Below are 22772 nucleotides of genomic sequence, written 5' to 3' on the forward strand. Positions count from 1 at the left end.
CCGCGGATCTCGCCTCATGAACGTCTTGAACCAGTTGCGGGCCGCCTTCGGAGCCGTTACGCCCGAAGGGGGCGACCCGCAGGGCTTCGCCGCCGCCGTTCGACCCGCCAACGACTCCAAGTTCGGCGACTACCAGGCCAACGGCTGCATGGGGCTGGCGAAGGCCGCGAAGAAGAACCCGCGCGATCTGGCGACGGTCGTCGCCGAGGCCGTCGACCTGGAGCCCCTCGCCGGAAAGCCCGAGATCGCCGGCCCAGGCTTCCTCAACGTCCGCCTCCACGACGAATGGATCGCCAATCAGCTTGAGGATCTTCTCCGCGACGGCAAGCACGGCCTGGAATCGCCGAAGCAGGCGAAGACCGTCGTCGTCGATTTCTCGTCGCCCAACGTCGCCAAGCCGATGCACGTCGGCCACATCCGGTCCACCGTGATCGGCGACAGCCTGGCGCGGATCTTTGAGGCCCTGGGGCACAAGGTCGTCCGCGACAATCACCTGGGCGACTGGGGCTCCCAGTTCGGCATGATCCTCTGGGGGTGGAAGAACCACCGCGACGAGGCCGCGTACGACGTCGATCCCGTCGCCGAGCTGGCCCGCCTGTATCGTCTCGCTCAGTCGAAGATCAAGGGGGGCGACAAGGAGGTTGAGGAAGCGGCCCGCGCCGAGACCGCCAAACTGCACGCCGGCGACCCCGAGAATCGCGAGTTGTGGAAGCGGTTCATGCCCTTCTGCCTGGCCGCCCTGCAGAAGATCTACGACCGGCTGGGCGTCCGCTTCGACGTGGAGCTGGGCGAGAGCTTCTACGATCCCATGCTGGCCGACGTCGTGACCGACCTGGAGAAGAAGGGGATCGCCGAGGAGAGCGAAGGGGCGACCGTCGCCTTCGTCCAGGGGATGAAGGCCCCCTTCATCATCCGCAAGCGAGACGGCGCCTTCAACTACGGCACCACCGACCTGGCGACCATCCAGTATCGGGCCCAAACCTGGGATCCCGACCAGATGCTCTACGTGGTCGACACCCGCCAGGGGGACCACTTCAAGCAGCTCTTCGACGTGGCCCGCCGCTGGGGGTATACGAAGGCCGACATGGAGCATGTCGCTTTCGGCACGATCCTGGGCGCCGACCGCCGACCCTTCAAGACCCGCGACGGCGACGTCGTCGGCCTGGAATCTCTGCTGGACGAGGCCGTCGCCGAGGCCCGAAAGGTCGTGGACGCCAACAGCGGCGACCTCGAGCCCGAAGATCGGGCCCGCATCGCCGAGATCGTCGGCCTGGGCGCCATCAAGTACGCCGACCTCTCGCAGAACCGTCTCAGCGACTACGTCTTCGACTGGTCGAAGATGCTGGCCATGAACGGCAACACGGCCACCTACCTCCAGTACGCCTACGCTCGGATTCAGAACATCTTCCGCAAGGGCGAGCTGCGTCCCGAGTCGATCCGCGAACGCGCCCCGGCCATCCTCCTCTCCCACCCCGCCGAACGAGCCCTCGGCGTTCGGATGCTCCGGCTGCCCGAAGTCCTGGAACTGGCCGCGTCCGAGCTGAAGCCCAACATCCTGACCGACTACCTGTTCGACCTGGCCAACGCCTACAGCACGTTCTACGAAGAATGCCCGGTGTTGAAGGCCGAGTCGGCCGAGCGTCGCGACAGCCGGCTCGCCCTCTGCGACCTGACGGCCCAGATGCTGAAGTTCGGCCTGGCCCTGCTGGGCATCGACGTCGTCGACCGCATGTAATTCCTGCCCATTCCCGCGCGACGGAGCCTCCCGCCATGAGGAAGATCGGCCCCCCGATGCTCGTCACGCTCGCCGTCGCCGCCCTGGCGACGGCGACCTTCACCGCCGCCGGCGACGACGCCGCTCCGGCGCCTCACCGTTCGCCCATCGCCCTCTCGCTCTCCACCGACGGCCAGCGACTGCTGACCGCCAACCAGACCGCTGGCACGGTAAGCCTCGTCGATACGGCCGCGCGGAAGGTGCTCGACGAGATCGAGGTCGGCGACAAGCCGGCCGGCGTCGCGTTCGCACCCGGCGGCCATCGCGCTATCGTCGCGAACTGGTACGGCTACGACGTGGCCGTGCTGGAGGTGAAGGACGACAAGCTCCGCGTCGCCGGCCGGATCGAGGTCGGCCCCGAGCCCCGTGGAGTCGCCGTACATCCGGACGGCAAGACGGCGTTCGTGGCCGTCGGCGTGGCGGATGAGGTCGCACGAGTCGACCTGGACGACCTCAAGGTGACGGGCCGCCTCGCGGTGGGCCGGGAGCCCCGGGGCCTCGCGCTTTCGCCCGACGGCAAGACGCTCGTCGTCGGCGACGCCCGCTCGCGCGAGGTCTCCGTGGTCGACGTCGACGCCTTCAAGGTCGCGAAGACCGTCGGGATCGAGGGGGAGAACCTGCGCCAGGTCGTCGTCGCGGCCGACGGACGCTACGCGTACCTGGTCAACATGAAGAACCGCCAGTTCGCCACCACGCGGAACAACATCGACCAGGGCTGGGTCCTCGGCCAGCGCCTGACTCGGATCGACCTCAAGAAGTCCGAGCCCTATGCCACGATCACCCTCGACCCTCGCGGCAAGGCCGCGGCCGACGTCCACGGCGTCGCCGTCAGCCCGGACGGTCGCTTCGTCGTCGCCTCGCTTGGCGGCACCCACGAGCTGATGATCCTCCGAAACGCGCCCGACGTCCTCCCCTGGCGCGTCAACGGCTCTCGCGACCTGATTCAGCCCGAACTGCTCAATGACCAGAAGGGCCGGTTCCGACGCGTGCCTCTGGGCGGCCGGCCGACGGAGCTGGCCTTCGCACCCGACTCGAAGACGGTCTACGTCGCCAACTACCTGGGGGACTCGGTGCAGATCGTCGACGCCGAGACGGGCTCGCTCCTCGGCGAGGTTCCGCTCGGCTCGCCGTCGACGCTCTCGTTGGCCCGGAAGGGAGAGATCCTCTTCCACGACGCCACCCGTTCTTTCAACCAGTGGTATAGCTGCAACACCTGCCACAGCGACGGCCACACCAACGGGCTGCACTTCGACACCTTGAACGACGGGCGGCAGGATCTCAGCAACGCCCACGAACGGAGCCGCAAGAAGGTCCCGACCCTTCGGCGCGTCGCGCAGACCTCGCCGTGGACGTGGCATGGCTGGCAGACGAGCCTGGAAGACGCGACCATTGAATCCTTCACCAAGAGCATGCAGGGGATTAAGCCAACCGACGAGGAAACGCGGGCGATGGTCGCCTTCCTCGAATCCCTTGAATTCCCCCGCAATCCCTACAAGAACGCCGACGGCACCCTGAGCCCTGAAGCCGAGCGCGGCAAGGCCGTCTTCACCTCGGCCAAGGCCTCCTGCAATACCTGCCACAAGGGACCTGAGTTCACCGACGGGAAGATCCACGTCGTCGGCCTTGAAGAACGGGACGACGTCTATGAGGGCTACAATCCTCCCTCGCTTCGGGGCGTTTATGACAAATACCCCTATCTCCACGACGCCCGTTCGGCGACGCTTCGCGACGCTCTTTCCGGCCCTCATTCCACCGAGTTCGTTGGCACGGGCGAGTTGAGCGAGCAGGAGCTTACCGACCTCGTCGCCTACCTCAAGTCGCTCTGATGAAGCTCTCGACGACCCTGCGCGGCGAGTGTTTCGTCTTCCGAAACCTTGCCGACGTCCTCGCGAAAGCCAACGAGGAAAAGTCGGGCGACCAGCTCGCCGGCATCGCCGCACGGACCGAGCGGGAACGCGTCGCCGCCAAGATCGTCCTCGCCGAGTTGACGCTCGGCGAGATCGTCGACAATCCCGTCGTGGATCCCGACGAGGACGAGGTCAGCCGCCTGATCCTGGATTCCATCGATCAGAACATCTTCACCAGGCTCCGAGCCTCCACGATCGGCGAGTTCCGCGAGTGGATCCTCGACGACGCGACGACCGGCGAGGCTCTTGCCTCCGCTCGAACCGCGATCACGCCCGAGGTTGCCGCGGCGGTCGCCAAGCTGATGAGCAACAAGGATCTCGCCGTCGCAGCGGCGAAGATCCGCAACGTCAGCCGTTGCCGCAACACGATGGGCGAGCGCGGGGTGCTCGGTATCCGAGTTCAGCCCAACCACCCGACGGATGACCTTGCGGGGATCCTGCTCTCCGCCGTGGACGGCCTTACGTTCGGCTGCGGAGACGCCGTCATCGGCGTGAACCCGGCGACCGATTCCGTCGACGTGGTTGAGAACATCCTTCGCGGCCTGGCTCGCCTGATTGACGTCTTCGCCATTCCAACGCAGGCCTGTTGTCTGGCCCACGTCACGACGCAACTCGCCTGCCTCGATCGCGGGGCGCCGGTCGACCTCCTCTTCCAGTCCGTCGCCGGGACGCAGGCTGCCAACCGAAGCTTCGGAGTCGACCTGGCCATGCTCCGCGAGGGCCGCGAACGCGTGTTGGAAAGCCACGCCGCGCGCGACGTCCGCTGGGTCGGTTCTCAGGTCATCTACTTCGAAACCGGTCAGGGGAGCGCCCTGTCCGCCGGAGCGCATCACGGCGTCGACCAGTTGACGCTCGAGGCTCGGGCTCACGCCGTTGCGAGAGCCTTCGACCCGTTCCTGGTCAACAGCGTCGTCGGCTTCATTGGTCCCGAGTACCTCTTCGACGAGCGCCAGATCATCCGGGCGGGGTTGGAGGACCACTTCGTCGGCAAGCTGCTGGGACTGCCGATGGGTGTCGACGTCTGCTATACGAATCACGCGGCGGCCGACCAGAACTCAGCCGACAACCTGCTGTTGCTGCTGGCCGCTTCGGGCTGCAATTTCTTCATGGGCGTCCCCTGCTCCGACGACGTGATGCTCAACTACCAGTCGACGAGCTATCACGACGCGCTCGCCGTTCGCGAGCTGTTCCGGCTGCGGCCTGCGCCCGAGTTTGAAGCCTGGATGATCGAGCGTGGACTCGGAGTCGGCGGCTCGCGTCTCGACCATGAAAGGGCTCGTCGACTCGCACTGGAAGGGGTTGAATCCATCCTCTCGGAGGCCGGGAATCACTGATGAACTCGAATCACGAGGCCGAATCCGACGCTCACCGTTTGCGCCGGCTGGGCTACAAGCAGGAGCTGGCCCGACGGCTCAGCGGGTTCTCGAACTTCGCGATCTCGTTCTCGATCATCTGTATCCTGGCCGGCGGCGTCAGTTCGTTCCATCTTGGTCTCTGCAGCGTCGGGGGGGCGTCGATTGGGCTTGGCTGGCCGCTGGTCGCCCTCTTCTCGCTCGCGGTGGCCGCAACGATGGGGCAACTCGCCTCGGCCTTTCCCACGGCTGGGGGCCTCTACCATTGGGCGGCGATCCTCGGGGGTCGAGGATGGGGATGGGCGACCGCCTGGTTCAATCTCGCGGGCTTGATCACGGTTCTGGCTGCGATCAACGTCGGTACATATCGAACGGCGGCGACGGCGCTCGGTTACGCCGTCGGCGGGGAGTCGTGGAGCGAACACCTCGCCCAGATTCTCGTCGTGGTTGCGATCACCGCGTCGCAGGCGGCGATCAACCATCTGGGAATCAGCGCGACGGCGAAGCTCACGGACTTCAGCGGCTACTGGATTCTGCTAATCTCGGCGCTCCTGACGTGCTGCCTGATCGGCTTCGCTCCGTTCCTCGACTTCTCCCGGCTCGTGGAGTTTCGCAACATGAGCGGCGAGGCCGGCGGCGGCGTGTGGCCGTCGACCGAGAGCCTTGCCTTGCTCTTCGCCCTGGGGATGCTGCTGCCCGCCTACACCATCACGGGATTCGACGCCTCAGCCCACGCCTCGGAGGAGACGCTCCACGCCTCAGAGGCCGTTCCGCGGGGCATTGTCCAGTCGGTCCTGATCTCGGGGGTCGCGGGATGGGTCTTGCTCTCGGCCGTGGTGCTGGCGGCACCAAGCGTGCCTGAAGCAGGCGCGATGGGCGAAGGCGCTTTTCCGTGGATTTTGCACGGCGTTTTCCCCACCTGGCTGGCGTCGTCGTTTGCGGCGGCGATCGTCGCCGCGCAGTACCTTTGCGGGCTGGCGACCGTGACGTCGGCCTCGCGGATGGCCTTCGCGTTCGCCCGCGACGGCGGCCTGCCGTTCTCTCACTCCGTGCGCTGGGTCTGCCCGAAGCGTCGCTCGCCGGCCGTCGCGATCTGGGTCACCTCGACCGCGGCCGTGCTATTCACCCTCTACACGCCGGTCTATTCGACGATCACGGCAGTCTGCACAATATTCCTCTACCTCTCGTACGTCCTGCCGAACATCCTGGGTGCGAGAGCTTACGGCAAGACCTGGACGACGATGGGTCCCTGGAGCCTGGGCCGTTGGTACAAGCCGCTGGCCTGGCTGAGCGTGTTGGGTTGCATTGGGCTGATCGGCGTCGGAATGCAACCGCCCAACGATCGTTCGATCTGGGTCGTGGGCGCGATGGCGCTCGTGTTGGCGATGGTCTGGTTCTCCGGCGAGCGTCATCGGTTCCCGGGTCCGCCGATCCTCCGCGAACGAACCGCCGACGTCCCCGAGGAGCCGGCTGCGGCCGTGACTTCATGAGCGACGTCGCACCAATTCCTGAAGGCTCGGATTTCCTGCGCCGCGTGCACGAGCGGACCCCCGCGCGGATTCTGACCGGCCGCGCCGGCGGCTCCTACAAGACGAGCACCTGGCTGGAACTCCGGGCCGATCACGCCGCCGCTCGCGACGCCGTCCGCGACGAACTGGACCTGGAGCGAGACTTCGACAGAGCGTTCCTCGACCGCTGGGAGCTCTTCGAAGTGGCGACGCTCGCCGCCACGAAGGATGAGTACCTGCTGCGTCCCGACCTGGGACGATCTCTGCGCCCGGAGGCACGCGAGGCGATCGTCGCGAGACGACCTCGCGGGGCGGACCTCCAGATCGTCCTGGGAGACGGCCTGTCCGCCGCAGCCTTGATCGCGCAAGCGCCGAGCTTGCTGCCGACTCTGGCCGAGGCGACAGCTAGGATCGGCCTCAACCTCGGTGCTCCGTTCTTCGTGCGACGCTGCCGTGTCGGCGTCATGAATGACGTGGGCGAGTTGCTCAATCCGGCCGTCGTGGTGCTGCTGATCGGCGAACGCCCGGGCCTCGCCACGGCGGAGAGTCTCTCGGCGTACCTGGCGTATCGGCCTCGGCCGGGCGACGACGACTCGCGCCGAAACCTCATCTCGAACATCCACGCCCGAGGCGTGCCGACCGAGCAGGCAGCCGCACGGATCGTCCACCTCGCACGTCGCATGATCGGCGAACAAACCAGCGGCGTGGGCGTCAAGGAAACGTGGACGCCCAGCCTTCCCTCGGCCTGAGTTTTCAGGCCTCGCGGCTGCGTTCGAGCCGCTCTCGTCGCAGCTTCACGCTCTGTTCAAGGCGTTCGCGACAGTCCTGGGCAGTGCGTCCCATGCGGAGGATCGTCAGGACGGGCTCGCCGGCCTCGATCACCGTCCCTGCAGCCGGGAGATCGGCGACCCAAGGCGGTCTGTAGTCCTCGCATTGCCAGTCGTGGTTGTTCTCGCCCTGAAACCTCAAACGGCATGGAGCATACACGACGGCCTTGCCGTAGACCCACGCATCATGCAACGGCCTGGGACCCATTCCCAGTTCGTCGTTCAGGCACGCCCGGATGTGGTCGGCAAGAAAGGGACGCTGGTAGACGGCCTCATACAGCTCCACCGAGGCCGTGTAGCGCGGGTTGACCTCGATCGTCCAGGGGACGTCGTCGTTCAGGATGAAGTCGACCCCGAAGAGTCCGACCAGACCGAAATCAGCCGCCAGTACATCCCCCACCCGGCGGACAGTCTCCGTGGCCCCTCCGACAGGCCACGGGGCGATATTGCCGCCGTACAGGAAAGGCGTATCCGGCGGTCCAGGCAATTGCAGGGCCGTTCCGATCAGTCGGGACTTCCCCGCGGCGGCAACGAAGAGAGCAGAGTACGTCTCGCCCTCGATAAACCGCTGGCAGTAATCGTCGGGGCCGGGATCGTTCGTCGCCGCGCCCTCCCATTGGACGCTCACTCCTCCCGCGCTCACTCGCGACTTCCTCAGCCAGCGGCCGGCGCTCTTCCTCGCCTCGGCCGGGATGCGAAGTTCGGGGGCCGGCAAACCCGCCTTTCCGAGAGACGCTGACACGAGCCAGGGATCGCGCACTCGGCGAAGGACTTCCGGCCCGTTGCCGAGCCGCCGGCCCACCCCGGAAAGACGCTCCACCAGATCGGGACGCCCCTCCATCGATCCGGTGTACAGCCAGTGAGGGCATCCGAACGAAGCGGCGGTGCGTTCCAGGTCGTCGGCGTCGCGATCGGGATCGAACCGAGCGACCGGCCAACGTTCGGCCAGGTCGGTATCGGCGAAGAGGTCCATGCAACGCGGGCGCAACCCAGCGCGATACGCGGAGAAAGCAGCCGCGCGGGCGGTCGCACCGATAATCAAGACTTCATCTACGCCATACATGAAAAAACCCCGCCCCGGCTGGACCGCGGCGAGGCTCCTGGTGGCGCCGGACGTAACGTCCGATCCCTGAAGGGCGTCAATCGACCTTCGCGATCTTCTCAGTCGGGGTCAGGATCTTCTTGCCGTCCTTCTCGACGCACGTCCCGACGACCTTGACCTTCACCGGGCTCTCCTTCTTGGCCCCACAGATGCCAAGGCCGGTGTGCGCATCCTTGAAGAACTCGTTCTTCTCCAGATAGTACTTCGTCTTCTTGCCGTCCTTCTCGACGGTGACGACGTTCTGGCAGGTCTCCGTCTCGCTGAGGGCGCATTTGGCGCAGAGGCCTTCGCCCTCGATCGTGATCTTCTTGCCGTCGTCGGCCACAGCGACGCCCAGGCCGATCGTCAGGACGCCGCAGACGGCGAGCATCAAGAGCTTGTGCATCGTTCTTCTCCGTAGGGGGGGAAGTCGGGAGCCGGGCCGGGCCGCGGCCGAGGAGGGATCCTCGAATAAGGGCCGTGGTGAGCCCGCTCGACAAGTATTCAACCATCTGGGACGACGGGAAACAACGGGTTTCGACACTCTCGCCGGTTCTTCCGGGGGGTTGCCCGCCGGGAGGCGTACGTCTATCATGCGGGTCTCGCCCGCGCGTCACTCGTTTGGAACGTGCGGAGTTCGATTGCGCGGCGGCGGTTTCGACGAACGTCGCGCGAGTTCCTTTTCTCTCTTCCGGGAGTGCGACGCGATGGCCGGCGATATCCTTATGAACATCGGCGAGGCTCTGGTTGGCGAAGGCAACGAGATCGCCCACATCGACCTCTTGATCGGCAAGAAGGACGGCCCGGTCGGCGTCGCCTTCGCGAACGCCCTGGCCAACCAGTCGCACGGCCACACCAACCTGCTGGCCGTCCTCACGCCGAACCTGCTCGCCAAGCCGGCCACCGTGATGATCACGAAGGTCACGATCAAGGGGATGAAGCAGGCCGTCCAGATGTTCGGCCCCGCGCAGTCGGCGGTCGCCAAGGCCGTCGCCGACAGCGTCGCCGAAGGCGTCATCCCGGCCTCCGCGGCCGAAGACCTCGTCATCGTCTGCGGCGTGTTCATCCACCCCGAAGCCGAAGACAACGCCAAGATCCTCAAGTTCAACTATGAGGCCACCAAGCTCGCCATCGCCAACGCGATGAAGAACGAGCCCAAGATCGCCGAGATCACCGCGAAGAAGGACTCGGTCGAGCACCCCTTCGCCAAGTGACGACCCCCGCCGACGCCGGCCGCGATCCCGCGCCGGCGTCGGCTCGCCTTCATCCCTCCCCACTGCGCGGCGAGACCGTCATGGCCGACGACAAAGCCTCGATCCTGATCCAGCTCGACGTCGACCCCCAACCCAGCGTGTTCGACGCCGTCGTCGCTGTGGATGCGAAGGTCGATCATCTCTTCCGGCACGGCGACGTCACGCCCGAGAACGTCAAGGATCTGGTCTACGGCGCTCTCTTCACGCGAGGCCCGGCCGACCTCCACCGCACGGCCCTCTTCGTCGGCGGCTCGGACGTCTCCAAGGCCGAGGCCGTGCTGGAATCGATCCGGAGCACCTTCTTCGGCCCCTTCCGCGTCTCCGTCCTTCTGGACGCCAACGGCGCGAACACGACGGCCGCCGCCGCCGTCCTTTCGGCCGAGAAGGGAATGGGCGGATCGCTCGAAGGCGTGAACGCGGCGGTCCTGGCCGCGACCGGGCCTGTCGGCCAGCGCGTCGCCCGGCTACTGGGGAGACTCGGCGCCAAGGTCGCCGTGGGCTCCCGCGACGAAAACCGCGCTGCGAAGCTCGCCGATCAGCTTCGCGAAGCCACCGGCTCGACGTACGTACCCTTCAGCAACGCCTCGCGAGACGCGATGCAACCAGCCCTGGAACAGGCCTCGTTGATCGTCTCCGCCGGCCCTGAAGGGGCGCGGCTGCTGCCGGCCTCCCAATGGCAGGGGCTGAAGGCGCTGAAGGTCGTCGTCGACCTCAACGCCGTCCCCCCTACCGGGATCGAAGGAATCGAGCCCAACGACAAGGGCGCCGACCGCAACGGCGTCCGCGCCTGGGGCGCGCTCGGAGTCGGCGGCCTCAAGATGAAGATCCACAAGCGGGCGATCCAGGAACTGTTCCGCTCCAACGATAAGATCCTGAACGCGGAAGAAGCGCTGGAGTTGGGTCGCGACCTCGGCTGAAGCCGCGCCCCTCGAATCGCCTTAGAGCGCTGATCGCTTGGGTTGCACACGGAGCGGAGGGGTAAACGGGGACTGGCTCCGCAGCGCAGCGGAGGTGCCTGTCCCCCTTTGCTCCCCCATTCTCCTCCGCTGGACGCAATCCAAACCGACGGCGCTCTACGGCAGAGGGATTCCGGGAATCCGGCCGACAGTCGTGGTCTGAATTCGGCCGATGTACATATCTGAGGCGATATAGAGGACGCTGCCGTTCTCGCCCCAGGCGCAATTGCCGCAGGCTTCGCCGGTCGCCAGCGTGCCCAGATGCTTGCCTTCGGGCGAGAAGACCAAGACGCCGCCCGGCCCGGTCGCGAAGACGTTCCCCGCAACGTCGACCTTCATCCCATCCGGCAGTCCCTTTCGCTTGCCGGCCAGCGGCGTGACGTCGGCGAAGACCTTGCCGGCGCCGAGGGTCCCGTCGGCCGCGACCGGGAAGGCCATCCAGATCGCGTGTTTCGGGTCGGAGTTCGCGACGTAGAGCGTCTTCTCGTCGGGAGAGAATGCGATGCCGTTGGGGAAGTCCAGCTCGCGCGTCAACAGCGTCATCGTTCCGTCGGTGGACAGCCGGTAGACGCCGCAGAAGGCCAGTTCCTTCCCCTGGTCGTGATGCTCGCCGAGCAGGCCGTAGGGCGGGTCGGTGAAGTAGTAATCGCCGTTCGATTTGAAGACGCCGTCGTTGGGGCTGTTGAAACGCTTCCCCTCGAAGCGATCGGCGAGCGTCTCGAAGCCCCCGTCGGCCTTGAGCCTACCGATGCGGCGGTCCCCGTGCTGGCAGAGTACCAGACGCCCCTGGGGGTCGAAGGTCAACCCGTTCGATCCCGGCTCGCCGCCCCGCGCGACCGTCCCCGTGTATCCGCTCGGCTTGAGGAAGTCGCCGGTCCCGCCGTCCTTCGTCCACTGGTGGACCACGTTCAAGGGAACGTCCGAGAACAAAAGCCGACGCCCAGCGGAATCCCAGACGGTCCCTTCTGACCAGTCGAAGCCCTCGGCGATCCGCTCCACTCGCGCGTTCGGGGCGATGAGCCGGTCGAAGGCTGGGTCATTCCGCTCGATGGTCCCAAGTGTCGGAGGCGACTGAGCGAAGGCGGCCCCCGTCGCCTGGAGGGTCGCGGTGACGAGCCATGCGGCGACGAACCGCTGGTGTTTTGAGATTTTCAAGCCTCGAAGCGAAGTCATCGTTCAGCGTCTCCCTGGGTCGGATCATTGGCGTCGCGGGAGGTCCCACGAACCGAGGCTATCCGACCACCTGGGCCGCCGCAACGATCGGCCAGCACCACGGGAACGCACCCTCCGCGCGCGCCGCCGCCCGGCCGCGAGAACTCGCGAGCCGGGCGGTGTCAATCCAATCGTCGAGCCGGAACTTAGCTCAGGCGACGGCCTTCACTTCGTCGTCGGCTTCGGCCTCGTAGACGAACAGGTTGGCGCGGTGGAACTCTTCGTGGGTGACCTCGAAGTTGGCGCCGGCGATGGCCCACATCCCCTCGATCACCTCACTGGGGTCGCCTTCGGGCTCGTCCCAGGTGGCGACCATCGTCTCCTCGCCGCGAACCAGAACCTCAAGCCCCTGGTCCACCAGGTAGCTTTCGATCTCCGCGCGGTGGGCGGGGTCGACGTTGAAGGTCCAGCGGATCAACTCGATGCTCAGGGTGGTTTCTTCGGCGCTCATGGCTCATCTCCCTCCGTGGATTGCATGATCCCGACGTCTCTTCTCCCATCGACCCCTTCACGACACGGCTTGAACCAACGCCCATCCACGTGACAAGATCAAGTAAGCGTTGATCCACTGGGCGAACCCCGTGGGGTCGCGCCGAGTGTCAGGAGCATGCAGGCTATGACGATTGTTCAGAAAATGCGGAGCGAACTCACCCCAGCGATGAAGGCTCGCGACAAGGCCAAGACCGATTTTCTTCGGTACTGGATCGCCCAACTTACACTGGGCACCGGCGAGGAAATGGCCGACGCCGACGCGATCAAGAAGATGCGCAGCGTCCTGAAGGAGGCGAGATCGGGCGTCACGACGTTCACCGCCGAGGAAGTGGCCCAACTCAGCCAGTGGGTTCCCGCCAGCCTGAGCCCTGAACAGATCCGGGAGGCGCTCGCGCCGGCGGCCGAACAGATTCGTTCGGCCCCCAAGGATGGAATGGCGCTGGGAATCGCCATGAAAACGCTGGCGGGAAAGCAGGTCGAGACGGAAGACGTCAAGGCGGCGGTGTCGGCCATTCGCAGCGAAGCTTGACCCTCCGGGAGCCGATTGTTTAACGTAAATGCCAGTCGGCTCCCGAGTCCGGCCCACGCCCCGCTGACCCTTGAGGCGGAACCGCATGCTCGTCCGTCCTACCCTCCGACTGGCTGGGGGCTTCGCGATGGCCCTGGCAGCCGTCGCGCCCGTCGGTGCGCAAGAGCCGAAGGACGTGGCCGCCAGGGCCCAGAACATCCTCACTTCGCGCTGTCTTAAATGCCACGGCGGCGAGAAAACCCGCGGCGGCCTGCGCGTGGATGGTCGCGAATCCCTGCTCAAGGGAGGCGAGCTCGGCCCGGCCGTCGACCCCGCGACCCCGGCCGAGAGCCTTCTCCTCAAGGCGGTTCGCTACGAGGACGGTCTGGAGATGCCCCCCTCGGGCAAGCTTCCGGAGGCCGAGGTCAAGACGCTGGCTGAGTGGGTCGCCGCCGGCGCTCCCTGGTCGGGAGAGACGACGCCCGCCCCCACATCCGCCGAACCGGCGAAGCCGGCCGTCGCCACGACCGCCTCCTGGCCCTACCGCCAGGTCGTCCGCCCGGTCGTCCCGACAGTCAACGGCCGCGACTGGTCTCGGAACCCGATCGACGCCTTCATTCTGGCCCAACTCGAGCCCGCCAAGCTCGCCCCTGCCCCCGAGGCCGATCGCCGGACGCTGATCCGTCGCGCCACCTTCGACCTGATCGGCCTGCCGCCGACTCCCGCCGAGGTCGAGGCCTTTGAGGCTGATCCCGCCCCGGACGCCTACGATCGGCTGGTCGACCGCCTACTCTCCTCGCCCCAGTACGGCGAGGCCTGGGGACGGCACTGGCTGGACCTGGTCCGCTACGCCGAGACCAACGGCTACGAGCGTGACGCCGGCAAGCCGTACATCTGGCGGTACCGCGATTACGTCATCAACGCCTTCAACAATGACAAGTCGTTCGACCGGTTCATCCTCGAACAGCTCGCTGGTGACGAGATCGCCCCGGACTCGGTCGAGGAGCAGGTCGCCACGGGCTTCTATCGGCTCGGCCTCTGGGACGACGAACCGGCCGACAAACCCCAGGCGCGTTACGACACGTTGGACGGCATCGTCTCGACGGTCGGCCAGGTCTTCCTGGGAATGACCGTCAACTGCGCCCGCTGCCACGACCACAAAAAAGACCCGATCCCTCAGTCCGACTACTACCGGTTGCTCGCCTTTTTCATCGACATGGGCGGGCAAGACGGGCTGGCGACCTCGAAAGTCGGACCGGAGGCCGTGGAGGTGATGGCGGCTCGCGAACGGGGACGCGCTGAGGCCCACGTCCTCCTGCGAGGCAACCCCAACCTCACGGGCCCCAAGGTCGAGCCGGGCGTCCCCGGCGTACTCGACAACGGCCAGGCGACTTTCGGGACGGGCTCCGGCAAGCGTCGGGCGCTCGCCGAATGGCTTGCCGACCGGCGAAACCCGATGACGGCCCGGGTGCTGGCCAATCGGCTCTGGCAGTACCACTTCGGCCGGGGCCTGGTCCCCTCCCCCAACGACTTCGGCAGTCTCGGCGAGCCTTCCACGCATCCGGAACTGCTCGACTGGCTGGCCTCGGAACTGGTCGACGGCGGTTGGAAGATCAAGCGCATGCATCGTTTGATCATGCTGTCGAGCGCCTACCGGATGTCGTCGCGGCCGTCGAAAGAGGCTCTCGCGAAAGATCCAGGCAATCAGAAGTTTCAGCACTTCCCCATGCGGCGGATGACGGCCGAGGAAGTCCGCGACTCCATGCTGGCCGTCGCCGGCGTGCTCAACCCCAAGGCCGCCGGCCCGGCCGTCTGCCCGCCGATCCCCGCCGAAGTGCTTGCGGGGCAGTCGCAACCCGGCAAGGGGTGGAAGGTCGCGTCCCCCGAGGAGTCGGCTCGCCGGAGCGTTTACGTCCACATCAAGCGTTCTCTCGCGCTGCCGATCCTGGCCACCCACGACGCGGCCGACACCGACTCCAGTTGCCCCGTCCGATACACGACGACCGTTCCCACCCAGGCGCTCGGCCTCCTGAACGGGTCGTTCTCCAACGAACAGGCGGAGAAGCTGGCCGACCGGCTGGCCGCCGGAAATCCGGGCGACCTTGCCGGGCAGGTTCGTCGTGCCGTCCTGCTGACGACGGGCCGCGAACCGACGGCCGACGAGACGAAGAGGGACGTCGCCTTCATCCTCTCGCTCCGGGAAGAGGCGGGTCTTTCCGAGCGAGCGGCGCTCGTTCAATACGCGTTGCTTTCGCTCAACGCCAACGCATTCCTTTATATCGACTGAGGACGACGCCCATGCAACGCCAAGGCGACTTCTGCGGCCGAACCCGCCGCGAGTTCCTCTGGGAAGCCGGCGGCGGCTTCACGGCCGCGGCGCTGGCCGGATTGCTCTCGCAGGACGGCTTCCTCGGTCGCCAGGCTCGCGCGGCCGACGGCGTGACGCCGTTCGTCAACCCGCTCGCCCCCAAGGCCCCGCCCAAGCTGGGGAAGGCCAAGAGCGTCATCTTCCTGTTCATGTACGGCGGCCCCAGCCACGTCGACACCTTTGACTACAAGCCCCAGCTTTACGGGCTCGACGGCAAGACGATCGAGGTGAAGACGTTCGGCCGCAGCGGCAAGAAGAACGAGGGCCGCGTCGTTGGGCCCAAGTGGCAGTTCCGCCCTTACGGCGAATCTGGCAAGATGATCTCCGACCTCTTCCCCAACCTGGGGACGTGCGTCGACGACATGGCCTTCATCCACTCCATGTACGCCGAGTCGCCGATCCACGGTTCGGCCATGCTCATGATGAACTCGGGCCGGATCCTCAGCGGCCATCCCTGCCTGGGCTCGTGGGTCACCTACGGTCTCGGGAGCGAGAACCAGGACCTCCCGGGCTTCGTCGTGATGCTCGACAAGACCGGCGGCCCGATCAGCGGCGCCAAGAACTGGTCGAGCGGCTACATGCCGGCCGTTTATCAGGGGACTGTCATCCGTGCGGATGGCATCCCGATCCACGACCTCGCCCCGCCCCCGGGCGTCGAGCGTTCACTCCAGCGCCGAGTTCTGGACCGACTCCGCGAGAAGAACGAGGAGCACCGAGCGCCCCGGACCGACAATTCCGAGCTGGCCGCGCGCATCGCTAGCTACGAGCTGGCCTTCCAGATGCAGCAGCATGCCCCCGAGGCCGTTGATTATGGCCAGGAGAGCGAGGAGACGAAGGCTCTTTACGGCATCGACCGCCCCGAGACGGCCGACTTCGGCCGCAAGTGCCTGCTGGCCCGCCGGCTCGTGGAGCGTGGCGTCCGGTTCATCCAGGTCTATTCGGGCGGCGCCCACAACGACGACAACTGGGACGCCCACGGCGACCTGGTCGCCAACCACACCCGCCACGCCGGCCGGACCGACAAGCCGATCGCAGGGCTCATCAAGGACCTCAAGCGCCGCGGGCTTCTCGACGAAACCCTGATCGTCTGGGGCGGCGAGTTCGGCCGTCAGCCAACCGCTGAATACGAGAAGGGGACCGGCCGCGACCATAACTCCTACGGCTTCACCGTCTGGATGGCCGGCGGCGGCATCAAGGGGGGCGTGAGCGTCGGCACGACCGACGAGATCGGCAGCCGCGCCGTCGACGACCGCTTCCACGTCAAGAACCTGCACGCGACGATCCTGAACCAGCTCGGCTTCAACCCGGACGCCCTTTCGTACTTCTACGGCGGGCTCGACCAGAAGCTGGTCGGCGTCGAGGGTGCGGAGCCGATCCACCAGCTCGTTTGAACCCAGCCGGAGTCTCTCTCCATGAAACGGCTGTCGACGCTCCCTGCGCTTTTCCTATTCCTCGTCGGCTCCGCCTTTGCGGAGCCTCCGACGACCAAAAACGCCGAGTGCCGACGAGCCGTCGAGCCGCCTAAGCTCGACGGCAAGCTCGACGACCGCTGCTGGCGCGACGCCAAACCGATCACGGAGTTCGCCGCCTTCTGGATCGGCGAATCTCGACCCGGCACAAAAGCCATGCTCGCCTGGGACGACGAGTTTCTCTACTACGCGGGCGAGATGTCCGACGCCGAGCTTCGCGCCTCGGGCCGGAATCGCAACGACCACCTCTGGGAGGGGGACGTCTTCGAGATGTTCTTCAAACCGCGCGACGATCAGCCCGCCTACTACGAGTTCCAGGCCAATCCGCTTGCCAGTGTCTTTGAGGTGGCTTTCCCGAAGCGTGGGCCGCTCGGGCACGCGTTCAACCAGGAGCCGGTGCTGGGGAACGAGGCGGTCGTGGCCCTGCAGGGGACGCTCGACCGACCGGGCGACATCGACGAAGGGTGGACGGTCGAGGGGCGAATCCCCTGGAAGGCCTTCACCCCCACGGGCGGGCGACCGAAGTCCGGCGACGCCTGGAAGTTCGCCATCTGTCGATACGATTACGGAGCGGAAGGGACCAAACCCACCACGATGAGTTCGGCCCCGCTCACCCTCCAGAGCTTCCACCGCTTCGAGGACTACGGCGTCCTGAAGTTCGTCGGACCCTGACCTGGGTCGTCAGTCTTTGCCACGCTCGCGTTCGCGGCGGACGGTGACGCTGCGGCCCTTGATCCGGGCCCCTCGGAGGGCGTCGATCACGGTGTCGGCGAGTTCGCTGGGGACCTCGACGAGCGAGAAGCGGTCGGCGATGTCGATATCGCCCACCTGGCGGCCAGTGAGGCCCGCCTCACCCGTGATGGCGCCAACGAGATCCTGCGGCCGGACGCCGGCCGCGCGGCCGGCCCCGACGAACAGCCGGGTCATATCGGCCCCCCGGCTCTCCCCACCCCCCGGTCGACGACGCTCGCGAGGGCCGCCCCGGCCAGCGCCGCCGCCTCGGCCGTCGCGGAACGGACGCTCGCGGAAGGGCTCGACGTCTGGAATCTCCTCCTCGTCTCCGTCTTCCGAGCCGATCGACTGATGGAGCAGCTTGGCGGCGGCCATTGCGACGTCCATGACGTCGAACTCGCCGGCTAGCGACTCGACGATGACCCGGTAGCGTTCCAGTTCGCCGTCGACGATCGCCTCGCGGATCGAGGCGCGGGTCAGCTCAAGCCGACGCGCCCGCAGGTCGGCGACGGTCGGGATCTTCTCGATGGCGATCTTCTGGCCGGTCGCCTGCTCGATCATCCGAAGCTGGCGATGCTCGCGAGGCTCCGCCAGCGTGATGGCGACCCCCTCACGGCCCGCCCGGCCGACGCGGCCGATCCGGTGGACGTAAGACTCGATCTCGACGGGGACGTCGAAGTTGATGACGTGCGAAAGGTGCTGGATGTCCAGCCCGCGAGCGGCGACGTCGGTGGCGATCAGCAGGTCGGCCGTCTCGCCCCGGAACTTCTTCATCACGCGGTTGCGCTGTTCTTGCGTCATCCCGCCGTGCAGACCTTCGACCCGGCAGCCACGGGCGCCGAGGGTCTCGACGAGTTCGTCGACCTCGTTGCGGCGGCGGCAGAAGACGATGGCCGCGCTGGGGTTCTCGATGTCGAGCACCCGGCCGAGGGTCGCCAGCTTGTGGCCGCGCGGGACGATGTAGGCGGTCTGCTTGACCAGCGGGACGGTCCCCGGCGCCGAAGGCTCGCGCTGGATCTGGACCTTCTGCGGCTCGGTCAGGTGCTTGCGGGCGATGGCGGCGATCCGCGGCGGCAGCGTCGCGGAGAAGAGGACGGTCTGACGCTCCTTGGGCGTGTCGGAGAGGATCGATTCGATGTCCTCGGCGAAGCCCATGTCGAGCATCTCGTCGGCCTCGTCCAGCACCACGATCCGGATGCCGTCGAGCCGGAGGCTCTTGCGCTTGATGAGGTCGAGGGCTCGTCCCGGCGTGGCGATGACGACGTCCGACCCACGCTCCAACGCCCGGATCTGAGGGCCGTAGGCCTGGCCGCCGTAGACGGGCAGGACGCTCGCTCCCAAAGGACGACCGTAGCGGTGAACGGCCTCGGCGACCTGCATCGCCAACTCGCGGGTGGGGACAAGAACCAGGGCGTAGGGGCGGATCCGCTTCTTGTCTTCCAGCGAGAGCCGGTGAAGCAGCGGCAAGGCGAAGGCCGCCGTCTTGCCCGTCCCCGTGGCCGCCTGGCCGATGAGGTCCTTCCCCGTCAGCAAGATGGGGATGGCCTCGCGCTGGATGGGCGAAGGCTCCTCATAGCCGAGGCCCGTCAGCGCCTCCTGCAGTCGCGGGTCCAGCCCCAACGCCGAGAACCCCGTATCCACCGCTTTCTTCGAGCCCTTCTCACCCATCCGCGATGACCTTCCCTTCCCACGCCGCCGCCTTCCGAAACAAACCAAGAGGGTAACAAATTCTCAATCCATCGTCCATCGTCCACTGATCTGGCATTGACGTTCTCAGCCTTCGCTCCCTTCAGCGGGAACGGGGGGCACAACTCCCAGCGAGGTAATGAGCGCCACGTCGATGAAATCCCAGGTTCCGTCAGGCGTCATGCAAACGACCGTGCGACGGGCGTCGACGTCCCAGGCGACCACATCCGGGTGCTTCACGACCAACTCGCGCCCGTCGGCGGTTCAAATCGTGAAAGGGAGGAAGGGGCGACGATCCTTGGCCTTCTTGAGATCCTCGATTCTCACGGGCGAACCTCTGGCTTCACGATAGGGCACGTCTTATCGGAAAGAAGCGCAGCGCCTCCTCGCAAACTATCGTAACGGTTCGCGACACCCTCGACGATGTGAGCGACGCCGCCGCGCCCTTGCATCGCGCGGCCGACGTCCAGCCGGCCGCACGATGCAAGGAGCCGCGAGTCGATCAAACGTCACACTGAGTCACAGCCTGCTTGAGCCCTTCCAGCGGGTCGCGGGTCGGGATGAACTCGTGGCCGACGTATCCCTGGTAGCCGATGTCCAGCAGCGCGTGCATGAGCGGCGGGAAGTAGATTTCCTGCTTCTCATCCATCTCGCCGCGCCCGGGGTTGCCGGCTGTGTGGATGTGGCCGATGTAGTCCTTGTGCTGGTGCAGCCGGCGGATGAGATCGCCGTCCTGGATCTGCACGTGGTAAAAGTCGAACAGAAGCTTGAGCCGAGGGGAACCGACCCGCTTGAGGATATCGATGCAATACTCGGTGTGATTCCCCTGGTAGCCGGGATGCCCCTTCATCGGGTGGTCGTCGGCGCGGGTGTTGAGCATCTCCAGGCACATCGTCACGCCCTTCTGCTCGGCGTAACCGACGACCTTCTTGAAGCCCTCCACGCAGTTGTCGGCCCCCTGCTCGGCTGTGAGCCCGTCCTCGTAGCCCGTGAAGCAGATGACGCTGGGGAAGCCGAACTCGGCGCACTCGTCGATCGACTTCTTCGTGGCGGCGATCACCTGGTCCCAGTGCTTGGGATTGTTGAAGCCGATCATGAACGGCGGGGTCTCGCCCAGGTCGATCTGGGCGATCGCGTTGGTGAGGCCGGCCGCCTTGAGCTTGGGATACATCGACGGCGGGGCCAGTTCGACGCTCTGGCAGCCGAGATCCTTCGTCATCCCGATGAACGCGTCATGGTCCTTCCAGTAGGGCTCGTAGCACCAGTGGACGAGCGACTGCTTGATCCGGCCGTTCTTGATCAGGGACATGGGCTTGGCCTTCGCGGTTCAGACGCGCCCGTCGGACCGATCGCCGTCGCGCCGGCTGAGGCCGGCGTCGGCTTCGTCGCGGGTGCGGTCGATGGGATCCAGAGGTTCGGGGAGGTCCCCCCAGGTACGCCCCGGCCGTTGAGCTCGCAAGAACGCGGGGCAGTGCCCGCCACGATACGTCAGCGGTCGCGCGTTTGCGAGGCTCGACCACGAAATCGCTCGCCTGAGCCGGGGCGTTGCCCGGCCCTCCCGGCTCCGTTAGAGTAGCCCCCGATCCGTCATGCACCATCGCCGCCTGGGTCGGGCCGGCTGTCACGAGGACCAATCGATGCGAGGCGTCTGTACGCGTCTGATCGCCGGGGCGATGTTGTTCGCCGCTTCAGTCACCCCGAGGGTTTCGGCCGCCGCCGACGCCCCCGTGGGCCTGATCTTCGATACCGACATTTGCGGCGACGTCGACGACGTCCTGGCCCTGGGCATGATCCACGCGATGGAATCCCGGGGCGCCTGCAAACTGCTGGCTGTCACGGTGAGCGTCGACAATCCCAAGACGGCCCCGTTCGTCGACCTGGTCAACACCTTCTACGGCCGTGGCGAGGTCCCCATCGGCGACGTCGGCGACGGCGGCGTGAAGCTGGAGGGGAAGTACCTGAAGATGGTCGACGCCGTCGACGACGGCAAGCCGCGATACCCCCACGACCTCTTGACCGCCCCACCCGCAACGGCCGTCCTCCGGAAGGCGCTCGCGTCCCAGCCCGACAAGTCGGTCGTCATCGCGCAGGTCGGCTTCTCGACCAACCTCGACCGTCTGCTCGAAACGAAGGGGGATGAGTACTCGCCCCTCTCGGGCGTCGAACTCGTGAAGGCGAAGGTGAAGTTCCTCTCGCTGATGGCCGGGTCGTTCACTCCGATCAACGGCAACAAGCATTACCTTGAATACAACGTGGTGAAGGACGTCCCGAGCTGCGCCCGGATGGTCGAGAAGTGGCCGACCGAACTGGTCTGGAGCGGCTTTGAGATCGGCATCGCACTCCCCTACCCCGCGACGAGCATCGAGCGCGACTACGGCTACGTGAAGCATCACCCGCTCGCCGAAGCCTACTACCTCTACAACCCCCCGCCGCACAACCGGCCGACCTGGGACCTGACGAGCGTCCTCTACGCCGTTCACCCCGACCGGGGGTATTTCGACCTCTCGCAGCCCGGCGACGTTACCGTCGAGAAAGACGGCTTCACGCGTTTCGACGCCGCGCCGAAGGGACGCAGCCGCTACCTGATTCTGCCGGACGAGGCCCGCAAGGCCCGCGTCCTGGAGGCCCTGGTCCAGCTTTCCAGCGAGCCGCCTCACAACCACGAAGGAGGCCGGCCGTGAGGATCTTCCGATCCATCGCCGCGACGATCCTGCTGGGAACGCTGGCCGGCTGCGGAGGCGAGCCCGCGGCTCCCTCCTCAGCGCCGGGGGCTGCTCCCACGCCGGCGACCCTGGGCAAGCCTCGCATCGCGCTCATCATGAAGTCGCTGGCCAACGAGTTCTTCGCCCAGATGGCGAAGGGGGCCGAGGCCTACCAGAAAGAGCACGCCGATCAGTTCGACCTGATCGTCAACGGCATCAAGGACGAGCGTGACATCGCCCGTCAGGTCGCCCTGATGGATGAGATGGTCGGCCAGAAGGTTTCCGCAATCGTCATCGCCCCGGCCGATTCCAAGGCCCTCGTCTCCGCCTGCCGCCAGGCGCAGGAGGCGGGTATCGTCGTGGTCAACATCGACAACAAGCTCGATGACGGCGTCCTCGCCGAGCAAGGAATCAAGGTCCCCTTCGTCGGCCCCGACAACCGCGCGGGAGCGAAGCTGGTGGGCGACTACCTGGCCGGCAAACTGAAGCCCGGCGACCCGGTCGGGATCGTCGAAGGGCTCCGCACGGCGTTCAACGGACAGCAACGCTTGCTCGGATTCCAGGACGCCGCCAAGGCCGCGAACCTCAAGGTCGTCGACTCGCAGAGCGCCCAGTGGGAGATCGCCCCGGCGAATCGTGTGGCCTCGGCGATGCTCAGCGAGCATCCCGAGATCAAGGCTCTGATGTGCGCCAACGACAGCATGGCGCTGGGCGCGTTCGCAGCCGTGAAGGCGGCGGGCCGCGGCGGCCAGGTCTTGATCGTCGGCTACGACGGCATCACGGCGGTCCGCTCGGCCATTGAGGCCGGCGACATCCTGGCGACCGTCGACCAGCACGCCGACCAACTGGCGGTCTTCGGGCTGCAATTCGCTCTCGACCAGGTCGCCAAGAAGGAAACGCCCGCCGACCGGACCACGCCCGTCGACCTTGTGACCAAGAAGTGAC

The 22772-nt window shown here is 66.5% G+C and carries 20 protein-coding genes; 13 read left to right on the plus strand and 7 right to left on the minus strand.

All coding sequences use genetic code 11. The features are described 5' to 3' along the window. Window positions 1–16: 16 nt before the first annotated feature. From argS to eutC, 5 genes are read left to right on the plus strand one after another with little or no spacing between them, the layout of a single operon-like run. Entirely contained in the window at window positions 17–1735 is a 1719-nt protein-coding gene (argS, locus tag G5C50_RS04260) for an arginine--tRNA ligase (protein ID WP_165065425.1), read from the plus strand. Window positions 1736–1770: 35 nt separating this feature from the next. Next, window positions 1771–3600, plus strand: coding sequence for a beta-propeller fold lactonase family protein (locus G5C50_RS04265; protein ID WP_165065428.1), 1830 nt, complete (start codon window positions 1771–1773; stop codon window positions 3598–3600). Continuing rightward, window positions 3600–5015 (plus strand): ethanolamine ammonia-lyase subunit EutB, encoded by a 1416-nt coding sequence (locus G5C50_RS04270; protein ID WP_165065431.1) that lies wholly within the window; start codon window positions 3600–3602, stop codon window positions 5013–5015. The genes G5C50_RS04265 and G5C50_RS04270 overlap by 1 nt, the downstream gene beginning before the upstream one ends. Continuing rightward, window positions 5015–6523 carry an amino acid permease gene (locus tag G5C50_RS04275; protein WP_165065433.1) on the plus strand — a complete coding sequence of 503 codons (1509 nt, stop codon included), beginning with the start codon at window positions 5015–5017 and terminating at the stop codon, window positions 6521–6523. Before G5C50_RS04270 ends, G5C50_RS04275 begins: the two co-directional genes overlap by 1 nt. Beyond that, window positions 6520–7290 carry an ethanolamine ammonia-lyase subunit EutC gene (gene eutC / locus G5C50_RS04280; protein ID WP_165065436.1) on the plus strand — a complete coding sequence of 257 codons (771 nt, stop codon included), beginning with the start codon at window positions 6520–6522 and terminating at the stop codon, window positions 7288–7290. The genes G5C50_RS04275 and eutC overlap by 4 nt, the downstream gene beginning before the upstream one ends. A gap of 4 nt (window positions 7291–7294) precedes the next feature. On the opposite strand, the gene G5C50_RS04285 is transcribed toward eutC, so the two are convergent. Together G5C50_RS04285 and G5C50_RS04290 are read right to left on the minus strand one after the other, a co-directional pair. Beyond that, a complete protein-coding gene (locus G5C50_RS04285) occupies window positions 7295–8431 on the minus strand; it encodes an ATP-grasp domain-containing protein (protein WP_165065441.1) in 1137 nt (378 codons plus the stop codon). A 76-nt stretch (window positions 8432–8507) separates the two neighbouring features. Next, a complete protein-coding gene (locus G5C50_RS04290) occupies window positions 8508–8855 on the minus strand; it encodes a DUF6370 family protein (protein ID WP_165065444.1) in 348 nt (115 codons plus the stop codon). A 313-nt stretch (window positions 8856–9168) separates the two neighbouring features. Between G5C50_RS04290 and fae the strand changes: the two genes are divergently transcribed. Beyond that, window positions 9169–9663, plus strand: coding sequence for a formaldehyde-activating enzyme (gene fae, locus G5C50_RS04295; protein ID WP_165065714.1), 495 nt, complete (start codon window positions 9169–9171; stop codon window positions 9661–9663). An 80-nt stretch (window positions 9664–9743) separates the two neighbouring features. Continuing rightward, entirely contained in the window at window positions 9744–10619 is an 876-nt protein-coding gene (locus tag G5C50_RS04300; protein WP_165065447.1) for an NAD(P)-dependent methylenetetrahydromethanopterin dehydrogenase, read from the plus strand. 156 nt (window positions 10620–10775) lie between these two features. On the opposite strand, the gene G5C50_RS04305 is transcribed toward G5C50_RS04300, so the two are convergent. Together G5C50_RS04305 and G5C50_RS04310 are read right to left on the minus strand one after the other, a co-directional pair. Continuing rightward, window positions 10776–11831: an SMP-30/gluconolactonase/LRE family protein gene (locus G5C50_RS04305; protein WP_165065450.1), complete on the minus strand. Its 1056-nt coding sequence runs from the start codon at window positions 11829–11831 to the stop codon at window positions 10776–10778. Window positions 11832–12021: 190 nt separating this feature from the next. Beyond that, entirely contained in the window at window positions 12022–12321 is a 300-nt protein-coding gene (locus G5C50_RS04310; RefSeq protein ID WP_165065453.1) for a hypothetical protein, read from the minus strand. Between the two features lie 165 nt (window positions 12322–12486). Here G5C50_RS04310 and G5C50_RS04315 point away from each other — a divergent pair, with 165 nt between their 5' ends. From G5C50_RS04315 to G5C50_RS04330, 4 genes are all read left to right on the plus strand, one after another. Beyond that, on the plus strand, window positions 12487–12891 hold the full coding sequence (locus tag G5C50_RS04315) for a GatB/YqeY domain-containing protein (RefSeq protein ID WP_165065456.1): 405 nt from the start codon (window positions 12487–12489) through the stop codon (window positions 12889–12891). Window positions 12892–12976: 85 nt separating this feature from the next. Then, window positions 12977–15157 carry a PSD1 and planctomycete cytochrome C domain-containing protein gene (locus G5C50_RS04320; protein WP_165065458.1) on the plus strand — a complete coding sequence of 727 codons (2181 nt, stop codon included), beginning with the start codon at window positions 12977–12979 and terminating at the stop codon, window positions 15155–15157. 11 nt (window positions 15158–15168) lie between these two features. Continuing rightward, complete coding sequence (locus G5C50_RS04325; protein ID WP_165065461.1) at window positions 15169–16629, plus strand: DUF1501 domain-containing protein; 1461 nt, start codon at window positions 15169–15171, stop codon at window positions 16627–16629. A 21-nt stretch (window positions 16630–16650) separates the two neighbouring features. Then, window positions 16651–17379, plus strand: coding sequence for a carbohydrate-binding family 9-like protein (locus G5C50_RS04330; protein WP_165065464.1), 729 nt, complete (start codon window positions 16651–16653; stop codon window positions 17377–17379). 9 nt (window positions 17380–17388) lie between these two features. Here the strand turns inward: G5C50_RS04330 and G5C50_RS04335 are convergent, their stop codons facing one another. From G5C50_RS04335 to G5C50_RS04345, 3 genes are all read right to left on the minus strand, one after another. Beyond that, window positions 17389–19107: a DEAD/DEAH box helicase gene (locus tag G5C50_RS04335; protein WP_165065467.1), complete on the minus strand. Its 1719-nt coding sequence runs from the start codon at window positions 19105–19107 to the stop codon at window positions 17389–17391. 105 nt (window positions 19108–19212) lie between these two features. Continuing rightward, window positions 19213–19365 (minus strand): hypothetical protein, encoded by a 153-nt coding sequence (locus G5C50_RS04340; protein ID WP_165065470.1) that lies wholly within the window; start codon window positions 19363–19365, stop codon window positions 19213–19215. A 262-nt stretch (window positions 19366–19627) separates the two neighbouring features. Beyond that, the gene (locus tag G5C50_RS04345) at window positions 19628–20434 is read right to left on the minus strand and encodes a TIM barrel protein (protein ID WP_165065472.1); all 807 of its coding nucleotides are present in this window, start codon (window positions 20432–20434) and stop codon (window positions 19628–19630) included. A 328-nt stretch (window positions 20435–20762) separates the two neighbouring features. On the opposite strand from G5C50_RS04345, the gene G5C50_RS04350 reads away from it, so the two are divergent. Beyond that, window positions 20763–21806, plus strand: coding sequence for a nucleoside hydrolase (locus tag G5C50_RS04350; RefSeq protein WP_165065475.1), 1044 nt, complete (start codon window positions 20763–20765; stop codon window positions 21804–21806). Further along, window positions 21803–22771, plus strand: a complete 969-nt coding sequence (locus tag G5C50_RS04355; RefSeq protein WP_165065478.1) for a sugar ABC transporter substrate-binding protein — start codon at window positions 21803–21805, stop codon at window positions 22769–22771. The genes G5C50_RS04350 and G5C50_RS04355 overlap by 4 nt, the downstream gene beginning before the upstream one ends. The last annotated feature ends 1 nt before the right edge of the window (window position 22772 follow it).

It is taken from the genome of Paludisphaera rhizosphaerae, from assembly GCF_011065895.1.
GTDB classification, from domain to species: Bacteria; Planctomycetota; Planctomycetia; order Isosphaerales; family Isosphaeraceae; genus Paludisphaera; species Paludisphaera rhizosphaerae.